The 17,561-nt window shown below is 57.4% G+C and carries 15 protein-coding genes; 2 read left to right on the top strand and 13 right to left on the bottom strand.

Annotation, left to right across the window (positions count from 1 at the left end):
- Positions 1 to 16: 16 nt before the first annotated feature.
- The 7 genes from RAE19_RS09825 to RAE19_RS09795 all read right to left on the bottom strand — a co-directional run bounded on the left by RAE19_RS09825 (position 17) and on the right by RAE19_RS09795 (position 8,207).
- Entirely contained in the window at positions 17 to 859 is an 843-nt protein-coding gene (locus RAE19_RS09825) for an alpha/beta hydrolase (RefSeq protein WP_313874715.1), read from the bottom strand.
- 14 nt (positions 860 to 873) lie between these two features.
- Positions 874 to 2,352 carry a M20/M25/M40 family metallo-hydrolase gene (locus tag RAE19_RS09820; protein ID WP_313874714.1) on the bottom strand — a complete coding sequence of 493 codons (1,479 nt, stop codon included), beginning with the start codon at positions 2,350 to 2,352 and terminating at the stop codon, positions 874 to 876.
- Positions 2,353 to 2,439: 87 nt separating this feature from the next.
- A complete protein-coding gene (gene metW / locus RAE19_RS09815; RefSeq protein ID WP_313874713.1) occupies positions 2,440 to 3,021 on the bottom strand; it encodes a methionine biosynthesis protein MetW in 582 nt (193 codons plus the stop codon).
- Positions 3,018 to 4,166: a homoserine O-succinyltransferase MetX gene (gene metX, locus RAE19_RS09810; RefSeq protein ID WP_313874712.1), complete on the bottom strand. Its 1,149-nt coding sequence runs from the start codon at positions 4,164 to 4,166 to the stop codon at positions 3,018 to 3,020. Before metX ends, metW begins: the two co-directional genes overlap by 4 nt.
- A gap of 146 nt (positions 4,167 to 4,312) precedes the next feature.
- Entirely contained in the window at positions 4,313 to 7,579 is a 3,267-nt protein-coding gene (locus tag RAE19_RS09805) for a type I restriction endonuclease subunit R (protein ID WP_313874711.1), read from the bottom strand.
- A 48-nt stretch (positions 7,580 to 7,627) separates the two neighbouring features.
- A complete protein-coding gene (locus tag RAE19_RS09800; protein WP_313874710.1) occupies positions 7,628 to 7,951 on the bottom strand; it encodes a type II toxin-antitoxin system YafQ family toxin in 324 nt (107 codons plus the stop codon).
- The gene (locus RAE19_RS09795; RefSeq protein WP_430962525.1) at positions 7,893 to 8,207 is read right to left on the bottom strand and encodes a type II toxin-antitoxin system RelB/DinJ family antitoxin; all 315 of its coding nucleotides are present in this window, start codon (positions 8,205 to 8,207) and stop codon (positions 7,893 to 7,895) included. The genes RAE19_RS09800 and RAE19_RS09795 overlap by 59 nt, the downstream gene beginning before the upstream one ends.
- Positions 8,208 to 8,542: 335 nt before the next feature.
- On the opposite strand from RAE19_RS09795, the gene RAE19_RS09790 reads away from it, so the two are divergent.
- The gene (locus RAE19_RS09790) at positions 8,543 to 8,896 is read left to right on the top strand and encodes a hypothetical protein (protein WP_313874708.1); all 354 of its coding nucleotides are present in this window, start codon (positions 8,543 to 8,545) and stop codon (positions 8,894 to 8,896) included.
- A gap of 202 nt (positions 8,897 to 9,098) precedes the next feature.
- Here the strand turns inward: RAE19_RS09790 and RAE19_RS09785 are convergent, their stop codons facing one another.
- From RAE19_RS09785 to RAE19_RS09765, 5 genes are all read right to left on the bottom strand, one after another.
- Positions 9,099 to 9,596 (bottom strand): hypothetical protein, encoded by a 498-nt coding sequence (locus RAE19_RS09785; protein ID WP_313874707.1) that lies wholly within the window; start codon positions 9,594 to 9,596, stop codon positions 9,099 to 9,101.
- Positions 9,571 to 10,002, bottom strand: coding sequence for a helix-turn-helix domain-containing protein (locus RAE19_RS09780; protein WP_313874706.1), 432 nt, complete (start codon positions 10,000 to 10,002; stop codon positions 9,571 to 9,573). The genes RAE19_RS09785 and RAE19_RS09780 overlap by 26 nt, the downstream gene beginning before the upstream one ends.
- Positions 9,984 to 10,406 carry a type II toxin-antitoxin system RelE/ParE family toxin gene (locus RAE19_RS09775; protein WP_313874705.1) on the bottom strand — a complete coding sequence of 141 codons (423 nt, stop codon included), beginning with the start codon at positions 10,404 to 10,406 and terminating at the stop codon, positions 9,984 to 9,986. Before RAE19_RS09775 ends, RAE19_RS09780 begins: the two co-directional genes overlap by 19 nt.
- A 156-nt stretch (positions 10,407 to 10,562) precedes the next feature.
- Positions 10,563 to 11,840, bottom strand: a complete 1,278-nt coding sequence (locus RAE19_RS09770; protein WP_313874704.1) for a restriction endonuclease subunit S — start codon at positions 11,838 to 11,840, stop codon at positions 10,563 to 10,565.
- Positions 11,837 to 13,942, bottom strand: coding sequence for a type I restriction-modification system subunit M (locus RAE19_RS09765; RefSeq protein WP_313874703.1), 2,106 nt, complete (start codon positions 13,940 to 13,942; stop codon positions 11,837 to 11,839). Before RAE19_RS09765 ends, RAE19_RS09770 begins: the two co-directional genes overlap by 4 nt.
- A 134-nt stretch (positions 13,943 to 14,076) precedes the next feature.
- On the opposite strand from RAE19_RS09765, the gene RAE19_RS09760 reads away from it, so the two are divergent.
- Complete coding sequence (locus RAE19_RS09760; protein WP_313874702.1) at positions 14,077 to 15,279, top strand: ammonium transporter; 1,203 nt, start codon at positions 14,077 to 14,079, stop codon at positions 15,277 to 15,279.
- A gap of 136 nt (positions 15,280 to 15,415) precedes the next feature.
- On the opposite strand, the gene RAE19_RS09755 is transcribed toward RAE19_RS09760, so the two are convergent.
- On the bottom strand, positions 15,416 to 17,554 hold the full coding sequence (locus tag RAE19_RS09755) for a putative bifunctional diguanylate cyclase/phosphodiesterase (RefSeq protein WP_313874701.1): 2,139 nt from the start codon (positions 17,552 to 17,554) through the stop codon (positions 15,416 to 15,418).
- Positions 17,555 to 17,561: the final 7 nt, after the last annotated feature.

Below are 17,561 nucleotides of genomic sequence, written 5' to 3'. Positions count from 1 at the left end.
ACACGGTCCCTGCACGTCAAAAGCGCTTGTCCAGCCAATCACGCAAGGTATTAAAAACCGGCGTGGCATCGGGCTCATTGAAAATCTCATGGAAAAAACCGTCAAAACAGACTGACTTCACCAACGAGGCGGGGGCTGCAGCGGCAAAGTCGCGGCTACCTTGGGGGTTGACCAAACGATCATCCCCGGCATACATCAAGAGCGTGGGCACGGTCCATGAAGGGGCTGCCTGCAAGGTCGCCTCGCCCTGCGTCGCAATGAATTGCGCCAGACGCGCCGAAATCCGGTCATGCACCAGCCGGTCTTCGAGGTACGCGCGGACCACAGCAGGGTCGTGCGAGATGTGCGCCGCATTCAGGCCATTGCCCACACGCAAGTTGGGCACGATCTTGGGCAATACCGAGACCAGAAATTTTTGGAAGGCATTCATGCCGGGATTGAAGGCCGGCGAAGACAGCACCAAGGCATCGATCTTGCGCAGCCCCAGCGAGACAAAGCGGCCTGCGACCAAGCCGCCCATGCTGTGTCCCAGCACAATCAAAGGCGTGCCGGGTTTGAAGCGTGCCCTCGTGGAGTCCACGAGATCGGCCAAATCATCCAGAAGCCGTGTATCCGACCGCAAGCTACCAGGAAGGCCGGAGCTTTCACCATGGCCGCATTGGTCATAGCCGCGAACCGCAAAGCCCCATTGATTCAGCTGCTCCGCTACATGCTGGTAGCGGCCCGCATGTTCGCCCAAGCCATGCACGATGAGGACCACACCGCGCACTGGAACACCGGGCTCCAGCGGCCAGTCCTGCACGGCCAGGTTGTCACCGTCATTGGCGGTAAATGTGCTGAGAGTCGAATCAGAGGCCATGCATTCCTGCCTGTTCAAGGGAATCGGGAGATCACTTGCGCTACCGCTGCTGTGAGTTTTTTGGCGTAGGGTACATGCAAAAACTCGTTGGGACCATGGGCGTTACTCTTGGGTCCCAGTACGCCGCAGACCATCATCTGCGCCTTGGGAAAGCCCTTGGAGAGCATGTTCATCAACGGGATCGTGCCGCCCTGACCGATGTGGCCGCAAGGCGCACCGAAATGCGCATTCGAAGCATCGTTCAGTGCTGCGTCAAACCAGGGAGCGGTATCCGGCGCATTCCAGCCAGTTGCGCTGGACAGACCTTCAAAAGTCACCTTGGCCTGGTAGGGCGCGTTGTCTTCCAAGAGCGCCTTGAGTTCTTGGACCGCAGCAGAAGCTTCCACCAAGGGTGGCAGCCGCAGACTCAGCTTGAACGCGGTGTAGGGCCGCAGCACATTGCCTGCATTCTGAATATCCGGAAAACCATCGGCGCCAGTCACGCTCAGAGTTGGCTGCCAGGTGCGCTTGAGCAGGGCTTCCAACGGGTCGGAGGTCGTGGGCAGCGCGAACGTGGTGGCGCCGCCGCAATCGTAGTGGGCCCACGGAAAACGCTTGAAGAGCTCGTCACCCAATATTGCTGCGGTTGCTTGGGCCTGCTGCATCCGCTGCACAGGCACCTCGCAATGGAAGTTGGAGGGCAGCAGATGACCGGTCTTGCTGTCTTCCAACCGGTCCAGCACCTGGCGCAGGATGCGGAAGCTGGACGGCACCAAACCACTGGCATCCCCCGAGTGAATGCCCTCGGTCAGTATTTCCACTTTCAACACCCCGCTGGCCATGCCGCGCAGACTGTTGGTCAGCCAGAGCTGGTCGTAATTGCCGGCACCGGAGTCCAGGCAGACCACCAGCCCGACCTCGCCCAACCGGGGCTTGAGCGCATCCACATAGTGCAGCAGGTCGTAAGAACCGCTTTCTTCGCAGGTCTCAATCAAACCCACGATGCGCGGGTGGCGCAGTTTTTGGGCCTTGAGCGCTTGCAGGGCGGCAATGGCGGCATACGCGGCATAGCCATCGTCCGCGCCACCACGGCCATAGAGCTTACCGTTCTCATATTTGGGTGTCCAAGGTCCGAGGTCGTTGCGCCAGCCGGAGAACTCGGGCTGCTTGTCCAAATGGCCATACATCAGCACTGTCTGGCCGGAGGCCGGCTGTTCGCCGGCTTCGCCACCACTGGCCTCGACTTCGAAAAACAGGACCGGCGTGCGGCCCTCGAGGCGGATGACTTCCAGCGTCAGGCCGGGTACTTTCTGGGCTTCGATCCACTGGGCGGTGTTGCGCACTACGGTATCGAGCAAGCCTGCCGAAGCCCAGTCGGGGTCAAACATCGGCGACTTGGCCGGGATGCGGATGTAATCGGTCAGGCGGTGGACGATGTCCTGATCCCAAGCCGCGCTGACGTGGTCAAGGGCTTGGGCGGTATCGAAAACGGACGAGGGAACGCGGGCGTTCATGGAGCTCCTGCTGCAAATTAAGCCAAGCATCCATCATGCCATGCGCGCCGCCCCCTACAGCCGCTGGCTTACCCGCAAAACGTCGCACTAACGCGCCAATTTGTACACCGAAGTGCCGGCCCGCAAGTTCGGCAACCAACGCACCGTGCGACCGTCCTGCAAGCCAAAACTATCCAACACGCGCAATCCATTGCGCGCTGCCAATACCTCGAGGTCCGCATGGGTGCCCACGCGAATGTTGGGCGTGTCGTACCACTGGTAAGGCAGGCGCTTGGTCACCGGCATACGCCCCTGCAAGATGCTCAGGCGGTTGGGCCAATGGGCAAAGTTGGGAAATGCCACGATACCGACCCGCCCCACGCGAGCGGTTTCACGCAACATGGTCTCGGCGTTGCGCAGGTGTTGCAGGGTGTCGATCTGCAGCACTACATCGAAGCTGGCGTCCTCAAACACGGTGAGGCCTTGGTCAAGGTTGAGCTGCAGCACATTCACGCCGCGCTTCACGCAGGCCAGCACATTGGCATCGTCCAGCTCCACGCCGTAACCGCTGCAGCCGCGCTCGCGCTGCAGGTGGTCCAGCAGGGCGCCGTCGCCGCAACCGAGGTCCAGCACGCGCGAGCCTTCAGGCACCAAGCTGGCAATCGCATGTAAGGTATTCAAGTCGGTCATGCTGCCACCTCCAAACCCGTGGAAATGCTATCGAAATAAGAGCGCATCACGCTCATGTAACGGGCGTCATCGAGCAAAAAGGCATCATGACCGTGGGGTGCGTCGATTTCGGCGTAGCTCACGTCACGCTTGTTGTCCAAGAGGGCCTTCACTACCTCGCGGCTGCGTTGAGGGCTGAAGCGCCAATCGGTCGTGAAGCTCACCAGCAAGAACTTCGCGCGCGTCCGAGCCAGGGCCTGGCTCAGGTCGCCGCCATAGGCTTTGGCCGGGTCAAAGTAATCGAGCGCGCGGGTGATCAGCAGGTAGGTGTTGGCGTCAAAGTACTCGGCAAACTTGTCGCCCTGGTAGCGCAGGTAGCTCTCGATCTGGAACTCCACCTCCTGCGTGCTGTACTTGTAGCCGTTGGCACTGGCCAGCACTTTGTCTTTGAGCTCGCGGCCGAACTTGGCGTTCATCACATCGTCGCTCAGGTAGGTGATGTGGCCGATCATGCGGGCAATGCGCAAGCCACGCTTGGGGATCACACCGTGCTCATAAAAGTGCCCGCCATGGAAGTCGGGATCAGTCACGATGGCGCGGCGCGCTACTTCATTGAAGGCAATGTTTTCGGCATTCAGGTTGGGCGCACTGGCCACCACCACCGCGTGGCGCATGCGCTCAGGGTATTGCAGCGTCCAGCTCAGGGCCTGCATGCCGCCCAAGCTGCCGCCCAAGACCGCAGCTAGCGTCTGGATGCCCAACGCGTCGAGCAGCAGGGCTTGGGCATTCACCCAGTCTTCCACGGTAACCACTGGAAAGTCCGCGCCATAGACCTTGCCCGTGTCAGGGTGGGTATGCATCGGCCCGGTAGAGCCAAAACAAGAGCCCAGGTTGTTGATGCCGATGACAAAGAACTTATTCGTATCGACCGACTTGCCCGGGCCGATCATGTTGTCCCACCAGCCTTCGGACTTGTCTTGACCTTCATAAACACCCGCCACATGGTGCGAGGCGTTCAGGGCGTGGCACACCAGCACCGCATTGGACTTGTCGGCATTGAGCGTGCCGTAAGTCTCGTAACTCAAGGAATAGCCGTGGATGCACGCCCCGCTTTGCAACTGCAAAGGGGCATCAAAGCGCATGGTCTGGGGTGTGGCAATCAGCATAAAAACAAAACCCGGCAACGCTAAACGCGGGCCGGGTTGCAATGCCTGAAGGCGGGTCCGTGTTTAGCTGAATTTATTAAGCGCCCGCAAGCTGGAGCAAATTGGCGCTGTGTGCCAGAAGTATAGCAACGGACAGGGATTTGAGGCTAAACAGCCCACTTTTTACCCTGTGCCGCGTAGTCCAATACCAAGTGAAACACGTTGTCGCAGGTCGACTGAAACTGGGCGCGGTCATAACCCTCTTCTGGTAGCTCGCGGTTCAACACCTCTGCAACCGCAGAGCGAACTCGCCGCCGCGTTTGGTCTGTTTTGTACCAGTCTTGCACCAACACATTTGGCTGTTCGTCTTTTAGCCTATGCAGAAGCGCCTTGGCAGCGAGCTTTACCTTTTGCGTCTCCGCTTGCGTCATGGCATCTTTGCGCAACAAGTCGAAAATTTCCAACTCATCTTCGGTCAACCCCTCTCGCACATGTCGCTCTGCCTCAGCCGCCAAATCTTGGCTGTATTGCACCAAGTCTTCAAAGTACTGCTCTGTCGATGAGCCGCCCGCGTTGTACTTGTCAATGATGGCCTGAAACCGCTGTGCAAACGGGCTTCGTGTGCTGTTCTGGGCCAGCATCAGTTCCAACTTGTGGGCGATAAAACCACGCAAATCCGCAATCTCAATGTTCTTGTAGATCGCTGCGCCAAAGTCTTCACGCAGTTTGTCAAAGTCAATGCGGCTCAAGTCCCACGTCCGCCCACGTTTGATGATTTGGTACTGTGCTTCAAACTCCTTGGCCTTGAATCCGTCTGCGTTGTTAACCACCACGCTTTCGTCCAGCAGGTCTGCAACCCGCTGCGCCACCTTGTCTATGTCTTGCTGCTCTACCAGCGCCTCTGTCACCCCACGGAGATAGGCCAGCGCAGCAACCACCCGCGCCTTGTTGCGGCCCAGTACCTCCGGCTTGCAAGCCTCGTACAAGGCCGACACGGTGTTTTCATACACATAGAAGCTGCGGCGTGACTCATCGTTGCGCAGCAACACATCCGCAAACCCATTGAACATGCCCACCTTGGAAAAGACGTCTTCGGTGGCCAACACGTCACGCAGACCAATACCAATCGCACTGCAGTAAGCCAGTGCTTGCTCCACAGCGTCGTCCAGCAAGGTAAACAAAGCGTCTTTGTCTTTTACGGGCGGCTCGTCCAGCCCCTCTTCGCCTTGCGCGTAGTCTTTCAGCGCCTTCTTCATATTGCGAAACACGTTGTAGTAATCAACGATTTCGCCGTTCTTCTTTTCCACCCCGCCAATGGCATACGGCGACACCCGGTTGGCCCGTGCAATGGTTTGCATCAGGGTGTGGTCTTTCATTGGCTTGTCGAGGTACAGCGTAGAGACAGTGGGCGCATCAAAGCCGGTAAGCCACATGGCGCACACAAACACCAGCTGCAGGGGGTCGCCTTCGTCCTTGAAGTTGTATTCAATATCGTGGCCCTGCGCGTCTAGGCGGGCCATGCGGTCCCGGTGGGGCTTGATGTTGAGCTTGCGGTTGGCAAATTTTTCTTCCTCCCCCGCTTCCTCGCTCACCACCACCGCCATCTCCACGCGGCGCATCCACTCCACCGTCTTCTTCAGGCGCTGCTTTTCCACATCATTGGCGGTCTGGGTAATGCGGCCCAGCAGTGCTTTGATTTCTGCCTTCCAGTAATGCTGCAACTTGTCATACATCTTGACAGCGGTGAACTTATCCACCGACACCACCATGCCCTTGCCCAGGTAGCCCCGGCGAGGAAAGTGGAAAACGATGTCCTTGGCAATCGTCTCCAGCCGGTCATCGCGGGTAATGACCTGCATCTCGGTGGCAAAGCGCTTTTCCAGCTTCTCTTGCTGCGCTTCGTCCAGGTTTTCCTCTTCAACGATCTGGCAAAACTCCTCGCTCAGGTCTTCGTTCTGCACCAGCATTTCAGGCACACGCTTTTGGTAGAAAAGCGGCACCGTTGCACCGTCTTCCATGGACTGTTGAAAGGTGTACTCCGACACATAGTCGCCAAACCACTCGTTGGTCTTGCGGTCGCGCCCCAAGAGCGGCGTGCCGGTAAAGGCCAGGTAGCTGGCGTTAGGCAGACCGGCGCGCATGTTCTCGGCCAGGCTTTTGTATTGCGTGCGGTGCGCTTCGTCCACGATCACCACAATGTCATCGCGCTCGGACAACACCGGGTACTTGGCCCCCTTGGCGTAGCGAAACTTCTGAATCAGCGTGAACACCAGTCGCTTGTTTTTGCCCAAAAACTTGCGCAGGTCTTCGCTGTCGGTAGGTTGTGCCGCGTCTGCTGCTTTTACCGTGCCGGTGTTCAAGAAATTACGGTAAATCTGGCCATCCAAGTCGTCGCGGTCCGTCACCACCACAAAGGTGAAGTTGCCCGTGAGCTTGCGGAAAATCTTGCGCACATAAAACACCATCGAAAAGCTCTTGCCCGAGCCCTGCGTGTGCCAAAACACGCCCAGTTTTCCTTTCTGGCCTGCAGGCTTGGCGTTGCGCTCTTCAAACTGTGCCAGCGCATGGTTCACACCAATGAATTGGTGATTCTGCGCAATGATCTTGTTGGTTTCCCGGTGGAAGAGCACAAAGTTTTCCACATAGTCCAGCAGGCGGTGCCGCAAAAACAAGCCCTCCACCAGCCGCTCCAGGCTGGTGCCGCCTTCGGCAATGGCCGCACGGTCTACCTTCTCTTTTTCGTCATTCACTCGCAGCCAGCCAAAGAAATGCTCCCACTGGCCCGTCAAGCTGCCCACGCGGGTTTCTACTGCGTTGGATAACACGCACAAGGCATTGGTGATGAAGAGCTGCGGAATATCGTGCTTGTAGTTGGTCAGGTTGTCGGTGTAGGCCGTTTTCAGCTTCACGTTGGAGTTCTTCAGCTCCACAAACACCAGCGGAATGCCATTCACATACAGCAGCACATCGGGGCGGCGGTAGTCCGCCAATGCGGTGGGGCTGGTGCACTTGATCCACAACTGCGTTACCGCCAAAAACTTGTTGGTTGTGGCGCCGTCCGGCCCAAAGTCGATCAGGCGCAGCTGTTGCTGTTGCGGGCGGCCTTGCGCATCATCAAAGCGCACCGATATACCGTTGCGCAGCAGGTTGTCCACCTCACGGTTGGCCGCCACCAGGCTCATGGCCTGGCGCCGGTCGGCCAGTTGCGCCAATGCTGCGTCCACCGTGGCCTCTGGCACATCGGGGTTCAGGCGTATGGCTGCCTCGCGCAGCCGCTGCGGCAGCAGCACATCGCGCTTGTCCAGGCGGCCCGAGCCGTCGTTCAGGTCGGCGGGGTCGAGCGTGTAGCACTCCAGCACGTCAAAGCCACACACATGCTGCAAACGCTGCAGTAGCGCCTGCTCTATCTGATCTTCGGTGATGAAGTTGGGCATGGATTGATGATAAGACGCAAAAAAGCCCGCCGAAGCGGGCTCTCCTGACTAGCGGCCAAACAACTCAGAGTGCGTTCCAGCGCGAACAAAAATCACGCTGTCTGCCTCCAATTTGTATATCAATAGCAAATCACCCTTGGCATGGCATTCACGGTGGTCAGCCCATTCGCCGATCAGCTCGTGGTCTAACCACTCCGCTGGTAGCGCCCCTTCATTGGCAATCAAGAGCAGCATGACGTCTTTGAGACGCCTCATATCCTGTTTACCTGAGTGGGTCAGCTTCTCCCAATCTTTGCCAAATTGCCGCGTGTAATCAGCCTTTCTTGGCAGAGGCGCGCGCTTTGCCTTTGCCGGCTTGTTTGTCGAGACCATCAAAAAGTTCTTTCGAAGAGCCGTATCGCGCCGCCGACATAGCGCGGGCCTCCATCATTGCCGCAACCGTTTCTGGCGTGGGTTTGCGTACCTCGAAAGGCAAGCCCCCCACTTCCACCACCTGCCGCAGAAACAACCGGATAGCACCGCTCAGGTCAAGACCCAAATCGGCGAGCACTTCGGTAGATTGTTTCTTCAAGTCAGGCTCAATCCGCGAACGGACTTCGGCTGACTTTCCATACGTTGCTGCTTGCATAGTCGTTTAGTCGTTTAGTCGTTTAGTCGTTTAGTCGTTTAGTCGTTTAGTCGTTTAGTTTTTGAGTATTGCGTTTGATTGAATTTAGATTTGAAGTTTTTTGCAGTACGTAGCCACATTGTAGCTACAAACGCGATTTCATCAGCAAAGCAAATTTCATAGGGGCCGCTGGAGATAGCAGACCTTACATTTTGTATATACAAAAACTGATGGAAATCTTTAGAATTCTGAGTCTTTTCGATAATTTCTTTCCAACTACTCACGCTTAAATGAGCGATTTTGAGAAGTTCAACCACTTTTGACTGGACTCAGTCTGTTGATACAAGTAAGTGAAAATGACCAAAAAAATTAGGGGTACCTCCGAAGCATGGGACGAGCGACTGCTGGGCACTGATGCGCGATCAGTAGCCACGGCAGAACCAAACGCAGATAGAGCTGTGGATGACGCCCTGGGCTTAAAGCTCATCTCCATCCGCCTTCCAGGCTCGCTGATTGAAGACTTCAAGAACATTGCCACCATCAACGGCGGCATGGGCTACCAAACCCTGATGCGCCAAGTGCTCCAGAGCTTTGCTGCGAGCGAGCTGAAGATAATTGCGCACGACTATGCGGAGCAATTACAGCGCGCCAAAGCCGAAGAAGCCCCAGCTGCGCCTGCCACACGAGATCGGCAGAAGAAGGGCGCATAAGTAGGCGATGCCCAAACAAAAAACCCGCCTAGGCGGGTTTTCTTGTTTCTGCGGCTTCATTTACAGATCAAATATGCCAATAGCCCTTATGAAATGTGCGCGAGCAACTATCAAATTCATAGTGAATTGCACATCCGCGTCCGTCATCCCCGGCGTAAAGCGGATACTCAGCGCATCTGCGAACAGCTTGCTGGAAATCAGGCTATGCCGGCTTGGCAGGTAACTTTTTGGCCTTGGTGGTTTTCTTGGACTCCACCTCGGGCAAAGCTGCCTTCTTTGGCGGGGCGCCAACAACCCGGTCCATGCTGATGATGGGCAACATCACGACACCCCAGGGTCCGCGTGCGGTCATTAACGCAACCTGCTCTCGTGCCGCCCCAATTAACGCCGCAGCTGCCGCAAACTTGCGCAAATAGACAGCCATCGCGTCTTGATGCTCTGGACCATTCACTTCAAAGTTGGCAAACGCTTCAATCTCAATGTCATAAAAGCTTACGTCTTCAGCACTCGCCTTCTTACTGCCAACCTTCAAACCAGCACTGGCTAGCGTCCCATCTGCTTTGAAATCTAGGCCGAAGCTGATCTCCAAATCGTCAATATCAATTTCACGACTTGCAGACTCGGGACTTTTTGGAACTAGGGCCGTAACCGACACCTTTGGGAAAAACAGCTCCTTAAGCCGCAAAGGCGAATTTCTCATCATTCTCAGCCTCGCTAATCGGTTGAAGCTCATTCATGACACGCATGAAATCTGCAGCCTGTGGATCAATTCCACGATTCACAGTGCGTTGCTGGAAAACGTCGAACCAGCGCACATCGGCGCTATGGTTGGCCAAGTGCAGGTGCACCTTGCAACCAACCGCGTCTGCCAGCTTGGTCAGAGTTTCAATTGACATGTTGGAAGGCCCACGAAACACCTTGGTGATATACGCCGGGGACACGCCCACCCGTCGCGCCAAGTCCGCGTTAGTCAACCCGTGCGCTTGCATAAATGCATTGAGTTCGGCGAGAAAGGACACAGCCAGTTTTTCTGCTTGATAGGCCGGTGTGGACTCCACTTTTGCATACAACTGACCAAAACTCTTACTCATATTTGTTTTCTCCAATCAACGAGGCCCGAATTCTCGGCTTTCTCGTATTCTTTCTTGGCCCTGATGGCCTTGTTCACGTCTTTAGGTGGCGTTTTCTGTGTCTTCTTCAAGAACATGTGTGTGCATATGACCAAATTGCCTTTGGCACTCTGGAAAAACAATACGCGTAACTTACCTGCGATGAATTCGTAAATCTTGTTGTTTGCATCTACCTGATGGCACTGCGCTGTATTCAGCGCTTGCGGACCACCTGCTGCCACCTGCTTGAAATATTCCAATATGCGGTTTCTGGATGCTTCATAGGTGGCCTCGATATCGTTGAAATCGTCCAGCAAATCACATGTCAGCGTGCCATCACCCTTTTCTTGGACAACGGCCCCGACATGGAACTTGGCTTGTTGAATTGACAGGATTTTCAAGATGTTAACCCAAAGGTTAATAAATTTGAGGGTAATTGAGTAAAGGCATTCTATCGGCGTGGGTTCTAAATCACTGATGTTTTATCCATTATTTTCATAAAATTAGCCTCTAGCCCCCATGGAATATGCGTAAATTGCTATCAAAACCATAGTGAACTACGCATTCACACTCGCCATTCCCGGCGGAAAGCGGATGTCCAGCGCATCCACGGACAGCTTGCCGGAGATCAGGCGGGGGAGCAGGGCGTCGCGGGTAGCGATCAGCTCTCTATTCGCCTTTGTTAGCTGAAGTACTTGCGCCAGGATGGGTTCAACGACGCTATCAAACCGTTCAATCAAGTCCGGTACAGGCCTCATGACTTTGACTGTCTCTAGCTCTTTGCGCTTGATGTGCTTCATTGTTGACCCGGTCGTCAGCGACTCAAAAATGGGCAAGCTAAATTTGATCGAAAAGAATAAGAAGCTCTTCGAGACCCCGTTTGCGGGCGTCACCTTAAACAAGTGCTGATTCAGCAGGCCTGGTCCCTGGTCCCAAATTTTGACGAGTAGCGTCGCTGACCACGAGAAGATGATTTCATCGTTGCCAAAGTGATAGCGTGAAGGTATCGCTTGACCAGGATTTCTTGGTGTCTCAGCAGTGATGCCCGATGTCATCTCCCGAATTTTGATAATCGGTATCCCCTCTTCAAACCACTCTGTTGGGTCAAATGCGTAGCCATTGAGATAGGTACCCAGGCTGGCGAGTGATGCAAGCTCCCACCCCTGCGGCACACCCTTTTCAATCTTGACGTTCTCATGACCGGGAAAGCGCAGGCGGACGAACCATTCGCGGTAGATATCTTCGGCCATGCGCTCCAGCAGGGTGATGCGGCGCTGGTTGTTGGCGATTAGGTCGTCGTAGGCGGAGAGGATGGCAGCGATTTTTTGCTGCACTGCCAACGACGGCATCACCAACACCGTGTGCTTTTTGAAGCTCGTGTATTGGAAACGTGAAACGCCTGTGTGCTGGACGTTAAAAACGGCCATATAGCCCGCACCGTAGAGCGCCTGCAAAACATATGAAACGTATTGCGGGTCGTACTTCGATTGGTCAAGTCGGAGGTGACGACAAAAGCTCGCGCACAAAACCGTCGTATCACCACGCTGGTCGAGAAAGGCTTTTGTAATCAGTGCACTTCTGCCAGTGGACTGTTTGGCAGTACCGCCAGCCATTTCAAAAACGATGTCACCAACTTGCAAACGCTTTCGCATCGCATGTTTCTCATTGACGTACCGCCGAGGCAAAACTTTTGCTGGACTGTTCAATTCTGCAAAGTCAGTACCACGAATCATGTCTGCGGCAACAAGGCCAACGCCAGGAGCGCCCTCACCCCACTCGCCATCTTTGCTATCTAGCAGCAAGTCGCCAAATGGCACTTTGTCTCTAGCGGTCATTCCTCCCCCGCCAACAAAGCCACATTCCCCGCAATCACATCTTCCAGCACCCGCGCCTCCGCGTTCAGGCGGGTCAGCTCGGCGTTCATCTCCAGCAGGCCGGTGATGAATTCTTCTTCGGTCTTGCCGTCTTCCTCAATCACCACGCCCACGTAGCGGCCGGGGTTGAGGGACCAGTCTTGCTCTGCCACCTCTTGGCGGGTGGCCAGTTTGCACAGGCCAGTGACGTCTCCGTACTGCGCTTTGGGAAAGCGCGCTTGCAGCCAGGCGATGTGGGCAAACCAGCTTTCGGACTCTTTCACTTCGGTGTGCAGGGCTTCCAGTGCAGTCTTCAGAGCTTTGGTGGTGCGGTCTGTGCTGCCGCGTTTGCCTTGGGCTTGGGCGGCATCGGCCTGCTGCTTTTCCAGCTGGCGCAGGGTTTTGTCTAGCGCTTTGAGGCTGGCGTGCAGGGCGGTAAAGAAGGGCGCAAAGGCGGCGTGCAGTTTGTGCTGGGCGGTGTTGTGGGCGTCTAGCGCTTTGGCTTCGACAGGCTCAGCCTGAACGGCAGCCACGCTGTCCATGTAGGTGGCGTAGCGGTCTTCGAGCTTGGCCAGGCCCGTCCACTGTGTCTTCAGGTCCGTCACGGTTTGGCGGGCGGCGGTGTCTTCCAGCGCTTCGAAGAGCTGGGCGCACAGGGCGTCCACACTGGCTTGGTGGGCGTGCAGGCTGGCCACGCCTTGCGCAAAGTAGTGGTCTACCAGCGCCACAAAGTTGGCGCGCTGGCCTTTGTGCAGCTGGCTAATGATGGCGATGTTGGCCACCTGCTCGTCGCTGAATTCGCGGTGGGCGCGGTCTATCTGGGTAAAGACATTGCGCGCGTCGATGAACAAGATGCGCTCGTCGGTCTTGCCCTTGTCAAAGAACCACAGCGTGGCGGGTAGCGTCACGGTGTAGAACATGTTGCTGGGCATGGTGAGCATGCCGTAGATGAGGTTGGCCTCAATCAGCGCTTGGCGGATGTCTGCCTCCGAGTGCCTGGCGTCGCTGGCGCTGTTGGCCATGACCAGGGCGGCGCGGCCGTTGGGCTTGAGCGAGGTGGCAAACAGGTTGATCCACAGGTAGTTGGCGTTGGGCACGGTTTCTTTACCCTCGTCCGCCTTTTTGAGCTTGGTTTTGTTGCGCGGTATGCCGTAGGTATTGAAGCGCGGGTCGCCCTCTACGGCAGCGACCGACACGTCGTCCACATTAAAGGGCGGGTTGGCCATCACGTAGTCAAACTGGCCCAGGCTGCCGTGGGGGTCTTCGGTGTAGGTGTTGGCCTGGATGACGGTGCCGCGCAGGCCGTTAACGGCTAAGTTCATCTTGGCGAGCTTGACGGTCTCTAGCGTTTTCTCTTGGCCGTAGACGTAGATGCTGTCTTCGGCTTTGTTTTGGGCAGCGGCGTCAGCACGATGGGCGGCAATGAACTCTGCACTTTGCACAAACATGCCGCCCGAGCCACAGGCCGGGTCAAACACTTTGCCGCCATGCGGCTCAATGATTTCGACCATGAGTTTGACGACTGAGCGCGGCGTAAAAAACTCGCCGCCGCCTTGGCCCTCGCTCAGCGCGAAATTGGACAGGAAGTATTCGTAAATTTTGCCGAACAGGTCTCCCCCTGCATCGGCCGGGATGTCTGCAAAGATTTTGAGCAGGCGCTGGGCTAGGCCGCTGTTTTGTGCGGAGCGGGTGAGGCGAAAGTACTCGTCGTGCGGCAGCACGCCTTCCAGCTCGGGCTTGTATTCCTCAATAGCCAGCATGGCCTTCTTGAGGGCGTTGGCAATGTCTTCTCTCTCAGGCAAGGCCAGCAGGTGGCTGTAGCGGGCATGGTCGGGCAAGTAGAAACCGCAGCGCTCGATGGCGATGTCTGAAAGCTTCTTCTCTATGCGGCTGCCTTTGAGCTTTTGGTACTCGGCCAATATGGCCGCTTCATGCTGGCGGTATTTGTTGTCGGCGAACTTGAGGAAGATGAGGCCCAGCACGGGCGTGGAGTATTCGCTGGCCTTGAGATCGGAGTTGGCGCGCAGGCTGTCTGCAGCGCGCCAGAGGTCGGATTCAAGCTTTTTGAACTGGTCTTTATTCATGGGTTGCGATATTGCCTGAGTTTGGACGCACCGCTTTGGACGCCCTGGCGTGTTTTTTGCTTGATTTTGGTGCGCAAAGCGGTTTTGAGCTGCTTTTGCACCAAGCACAAGCATTTAACGACCAAAGGACTCGTATGGAAGCACTAAAACAGGGCGCGGACGCTTTGTTCATTTTGTTGGGCGCAATCATGGTGCTTGCCATGCACGCCGGTTTTGCCTTTCTGGAACTCGGCACCGTGCGCCGCAAGAACCAGGTGAACGCGCTGGTCAAGATCCTGGTGGACTTCTCGGTGTCCACCGTGGTGTATTTCGCCGTGGGCTACAGCGTGGCGTATGGCACGCACTTCTTTATCGGCGCCGAGCAGTTGGCCGCGCAAAACGGTTATGCGCTGGTGAAGTTCTTCTTCTTGCTGACCTTTGCCGCCGCTATTCCCGCCATCATTTCAGGCGGCATTGCAGAGCGGGCCAAGTTCTGGCCGCAGTTGATTGCCACCGCCGTCATCGTGGGCGTGATTTACCCCTTCTTTGAAGGCATTGTCTGGAACCAGCACTTTGGCGTGCAGGCCTGGATCAAGGCGCTGACCGGCGACGAATTTCACGACTTTGCAGGCAGCGTGGTGGTCCACGCCGTAGGCGGCTGGATCGCTTTGGGTGCCGTGCTCTTGCTCGGCGCACGTAGCAACCGCTACCGCAAAGATGGCGCCATGTCGGCCCACCCACCCAGCAGCATCCCTTTCCTCGCATTGGGCGCTTGGATTTTGATCGTGGGTTGGTTCGGCTTCAATGTGATGAGCGCACAGCTGCTCGACAAAATGTCCGGCCTAGTAGCGGTGAACTCGCTGATGGCCATGGTGGGCGGCACGCTGGTGGCATTGCTCATGGGCAAGAACGACCCCGGCTTTGTGCACAACGGCCCACTTGCTGGTCTGGTGGCCGTGTGCGCCGGCTCTGACCTGATGCATCCGCTGGGTGCACTGGTAGTGGGCGGTGTGGCGGGCGCCATCTTTGTGGTGATGTTCACCCTGACCCAAAACAAATGGAAGATTGACGACGTGCTGGGCGTCTGGCCGCTGCACGGCCTGTGCGGCACCTGGGGCGGCATTGCTGCCGGCATTTTTGGCAGCACTACGTTCGGCGGCCTGGGCGGCGTGAACCTCGCAGCGCAACTCATCGGCACCGCCATGGGCGTGGCATGGGCGGCTGCGGCCGGGTTCGTGGTGTACGGCCTGCTCAAAGCCACCATGGGCCTGCGCATGAGCCAGGAAGAGGAATACGACGGCGCCGACCTCTCGATCCACAAAATCAGCGCCAGCCCCGAACGGGAAGCCAACTGGTAACTCTAGAGCAGAAACAGGTAGCTACAAAAATCATAGCTACTTGCGCAAGTAAAACGGGCGCTAGCGCCCGTTTTTTATTGAAATGCGCGGCATGACACCAACAGCCCGGTTCAGTGCCAACTACCTGCACACAGCGCTATGTGCTCGATAACAACCAGGCATCCAGCTTCTCACCGTGCAGGGGACGGCTACCAAGGTAGCCTTGCATGACATCGCAACCCAACGCCTTCAAGGTATCGCGCTCTGCAGGTGTCTCAACACCTTCAGCCGTCACCATTAGGTTCAGGCCGTGGCCCATCTCAATCATGGCCTTGACCAGGCGTTGGGTGGCGGGCGCGGCGTCTAACCCGTCTACAAAGCTGCGATCAATTTTGAGCTCGCTCACCGGTAACTTTTGCAAGTAGGCCAACGACGAGTAACCGGTACCGAAATCGTCAATCGACAAGGGCATGCCCGCAGCGCGCAAGGCATGCAGCAAGGCAACACTTTTGGCGGGGTCATCCATCAGACCACTTTCCGTGATCTCCAGGCGCAACCGCTGCGGGTCCACACCGCTGGCGGCGACCCGCTGTGCGAGCCGCGGGGCAAAACCGGGGTCCTGCAGGTCCCGGGTGCTCAGGTTCACGGCAATGCTCAAGTCGGGGTGACTGCGCTGCCATGTTTGCAAGGTGCGCAAGGCCTCGGCCAACATCCAGTCGGTGACCAGGGTGATGTAGCCGGTCTGCTCCGCAAACGGCACAAAGTCGGCCGGAGACACCATGCCCCGCTCAGGGTGCGCCCACCGTACCAAGGCCTCCGCACCGACCGGGCGGCCATCGCGCAGACTGAGCTTGGGCTGCAACCACATTTGCAGCTGCGACTGGGCCACCGCCACACGCAGATCAGACACCAAGCTGAGGTGGTCAAGCCGAGCAGCCTCTTGCGCTTCGCTGTACCAGGCAAAGCTACCGGCAGCGCGTTTGGCGGAGTGCAAGGCCACCTCGGCATTGCGCAACAGTGTTGCCACAGGAGGAACGGGTGCAGCGGGATCGCTGCCCGCATCTGCACACCCATAGGCCAAGCTCAAATCCACCTGGTGGCCGCTGCACGACACGCCGTGTGCCATGGCGCGCTCCCACAAGACGTGCAGCCGCTCCACTGCGGCGCGGTCAGGCACCTGCACCGCAGCCGCCATAGTGCCGCCCGATAGGCGAGCCAGCACGAACTCCGCGCCGATACAGCCATCCAGAGCGGCAGCTGCCAGCGTTTTGTGGGCGCGGACTGCCATTTCCCGGATCAAGGTGTCACCGGTGGTGTAACCCAGAGTTTCGTTCACACCCTTCAGCCGCGCCAAGTCCATCAAAACCAGCGTGTTCAGTCCGGCAGGGGGCGGTTGGAGTGGCGTTAATAGTGCAGTGCGATTGGGCAGGCCGGTCAAGCTGTCTTGGTAGGCGAGGCGCACGATTTGTTGCTCACGCTGTGCCACGGCTTCGGCCATGGTGTTGAGGGCGCTGCCAACCCGGTCGACCTCGCGCGTGCCGGTGAGCGCCATGCGGTGGGCGTAGTCTCCCTCGGCAATAGTGTTCGCCACGGTTTCCAGTTGCAGCAAAGGCCCGACCACGCGGCGGGCAGTGCGCCAGGCCACGTAAATGGCCAACACCATGGCGAGCACCGAGAGCGCTGTCAGCCACCACATGACCCGCTCCAGCAAATCCAAGGCACTGTCAAGCTGTGCCTCCACGCGCTGGCGCTCTCTTTGCAAGAGTGCTTGGGACTCTTGCAACAGGGCCTTCAAAGCCGGATTGACCTGTTCATTGAGCATCTGCACTGCCGCGGGCAGGTTCTCGGCCTCAACTTCGTCTACCGTGTTGATGAAGGCCTCTGCGTATTGCTTGCGGGAGGCCACGAGGCGTGCGAGCGTCGCTTCTTGGGTGGCATCCATCAGATCTTCCGACAGGGACTCGACGATGCCATCCAACACCCGGTTGCGTTCGTCGACAACCGCATATTCCCGGACCCGGTCCGCACGGGGCGCATGTACCAACCGCACCAGGGCACTGCCTGCGCCCTCGATTTGTTGCGACAGGGTTTGCACCCGCAACAAGCGTTGCATGTCGCCGGTGGCGAAGTGGCGGGTCAGCTCGGTCACCATGCGCAGCTGCCAAGCGCCTTGACCCAGGACCAAAAGCAGCATCAAAACCAGCCCGCCCAAAGCCCATGCCAGACGCGCAGCAATACTTCGCGGGCGCAGCCACGCCAGCCAGTGGGCAGAGTCAGTCTGGTGAGCGTGCGCCATGCACCGG

This window comes from Rhodoferax potami, from assembly GCF_032193805.1.
Lineage (GTDB): Bacteria > Pseudomonadota > Gammaproteobacteria > Burkholderiales > Burkholderiaceae_C > Allorhodoferax > Allorhodoferax potami_A.
Note: the sequence above shows the minus strand (reverse complement) of the source record. Positions and strands in the feature narration are given on the sequence as shown.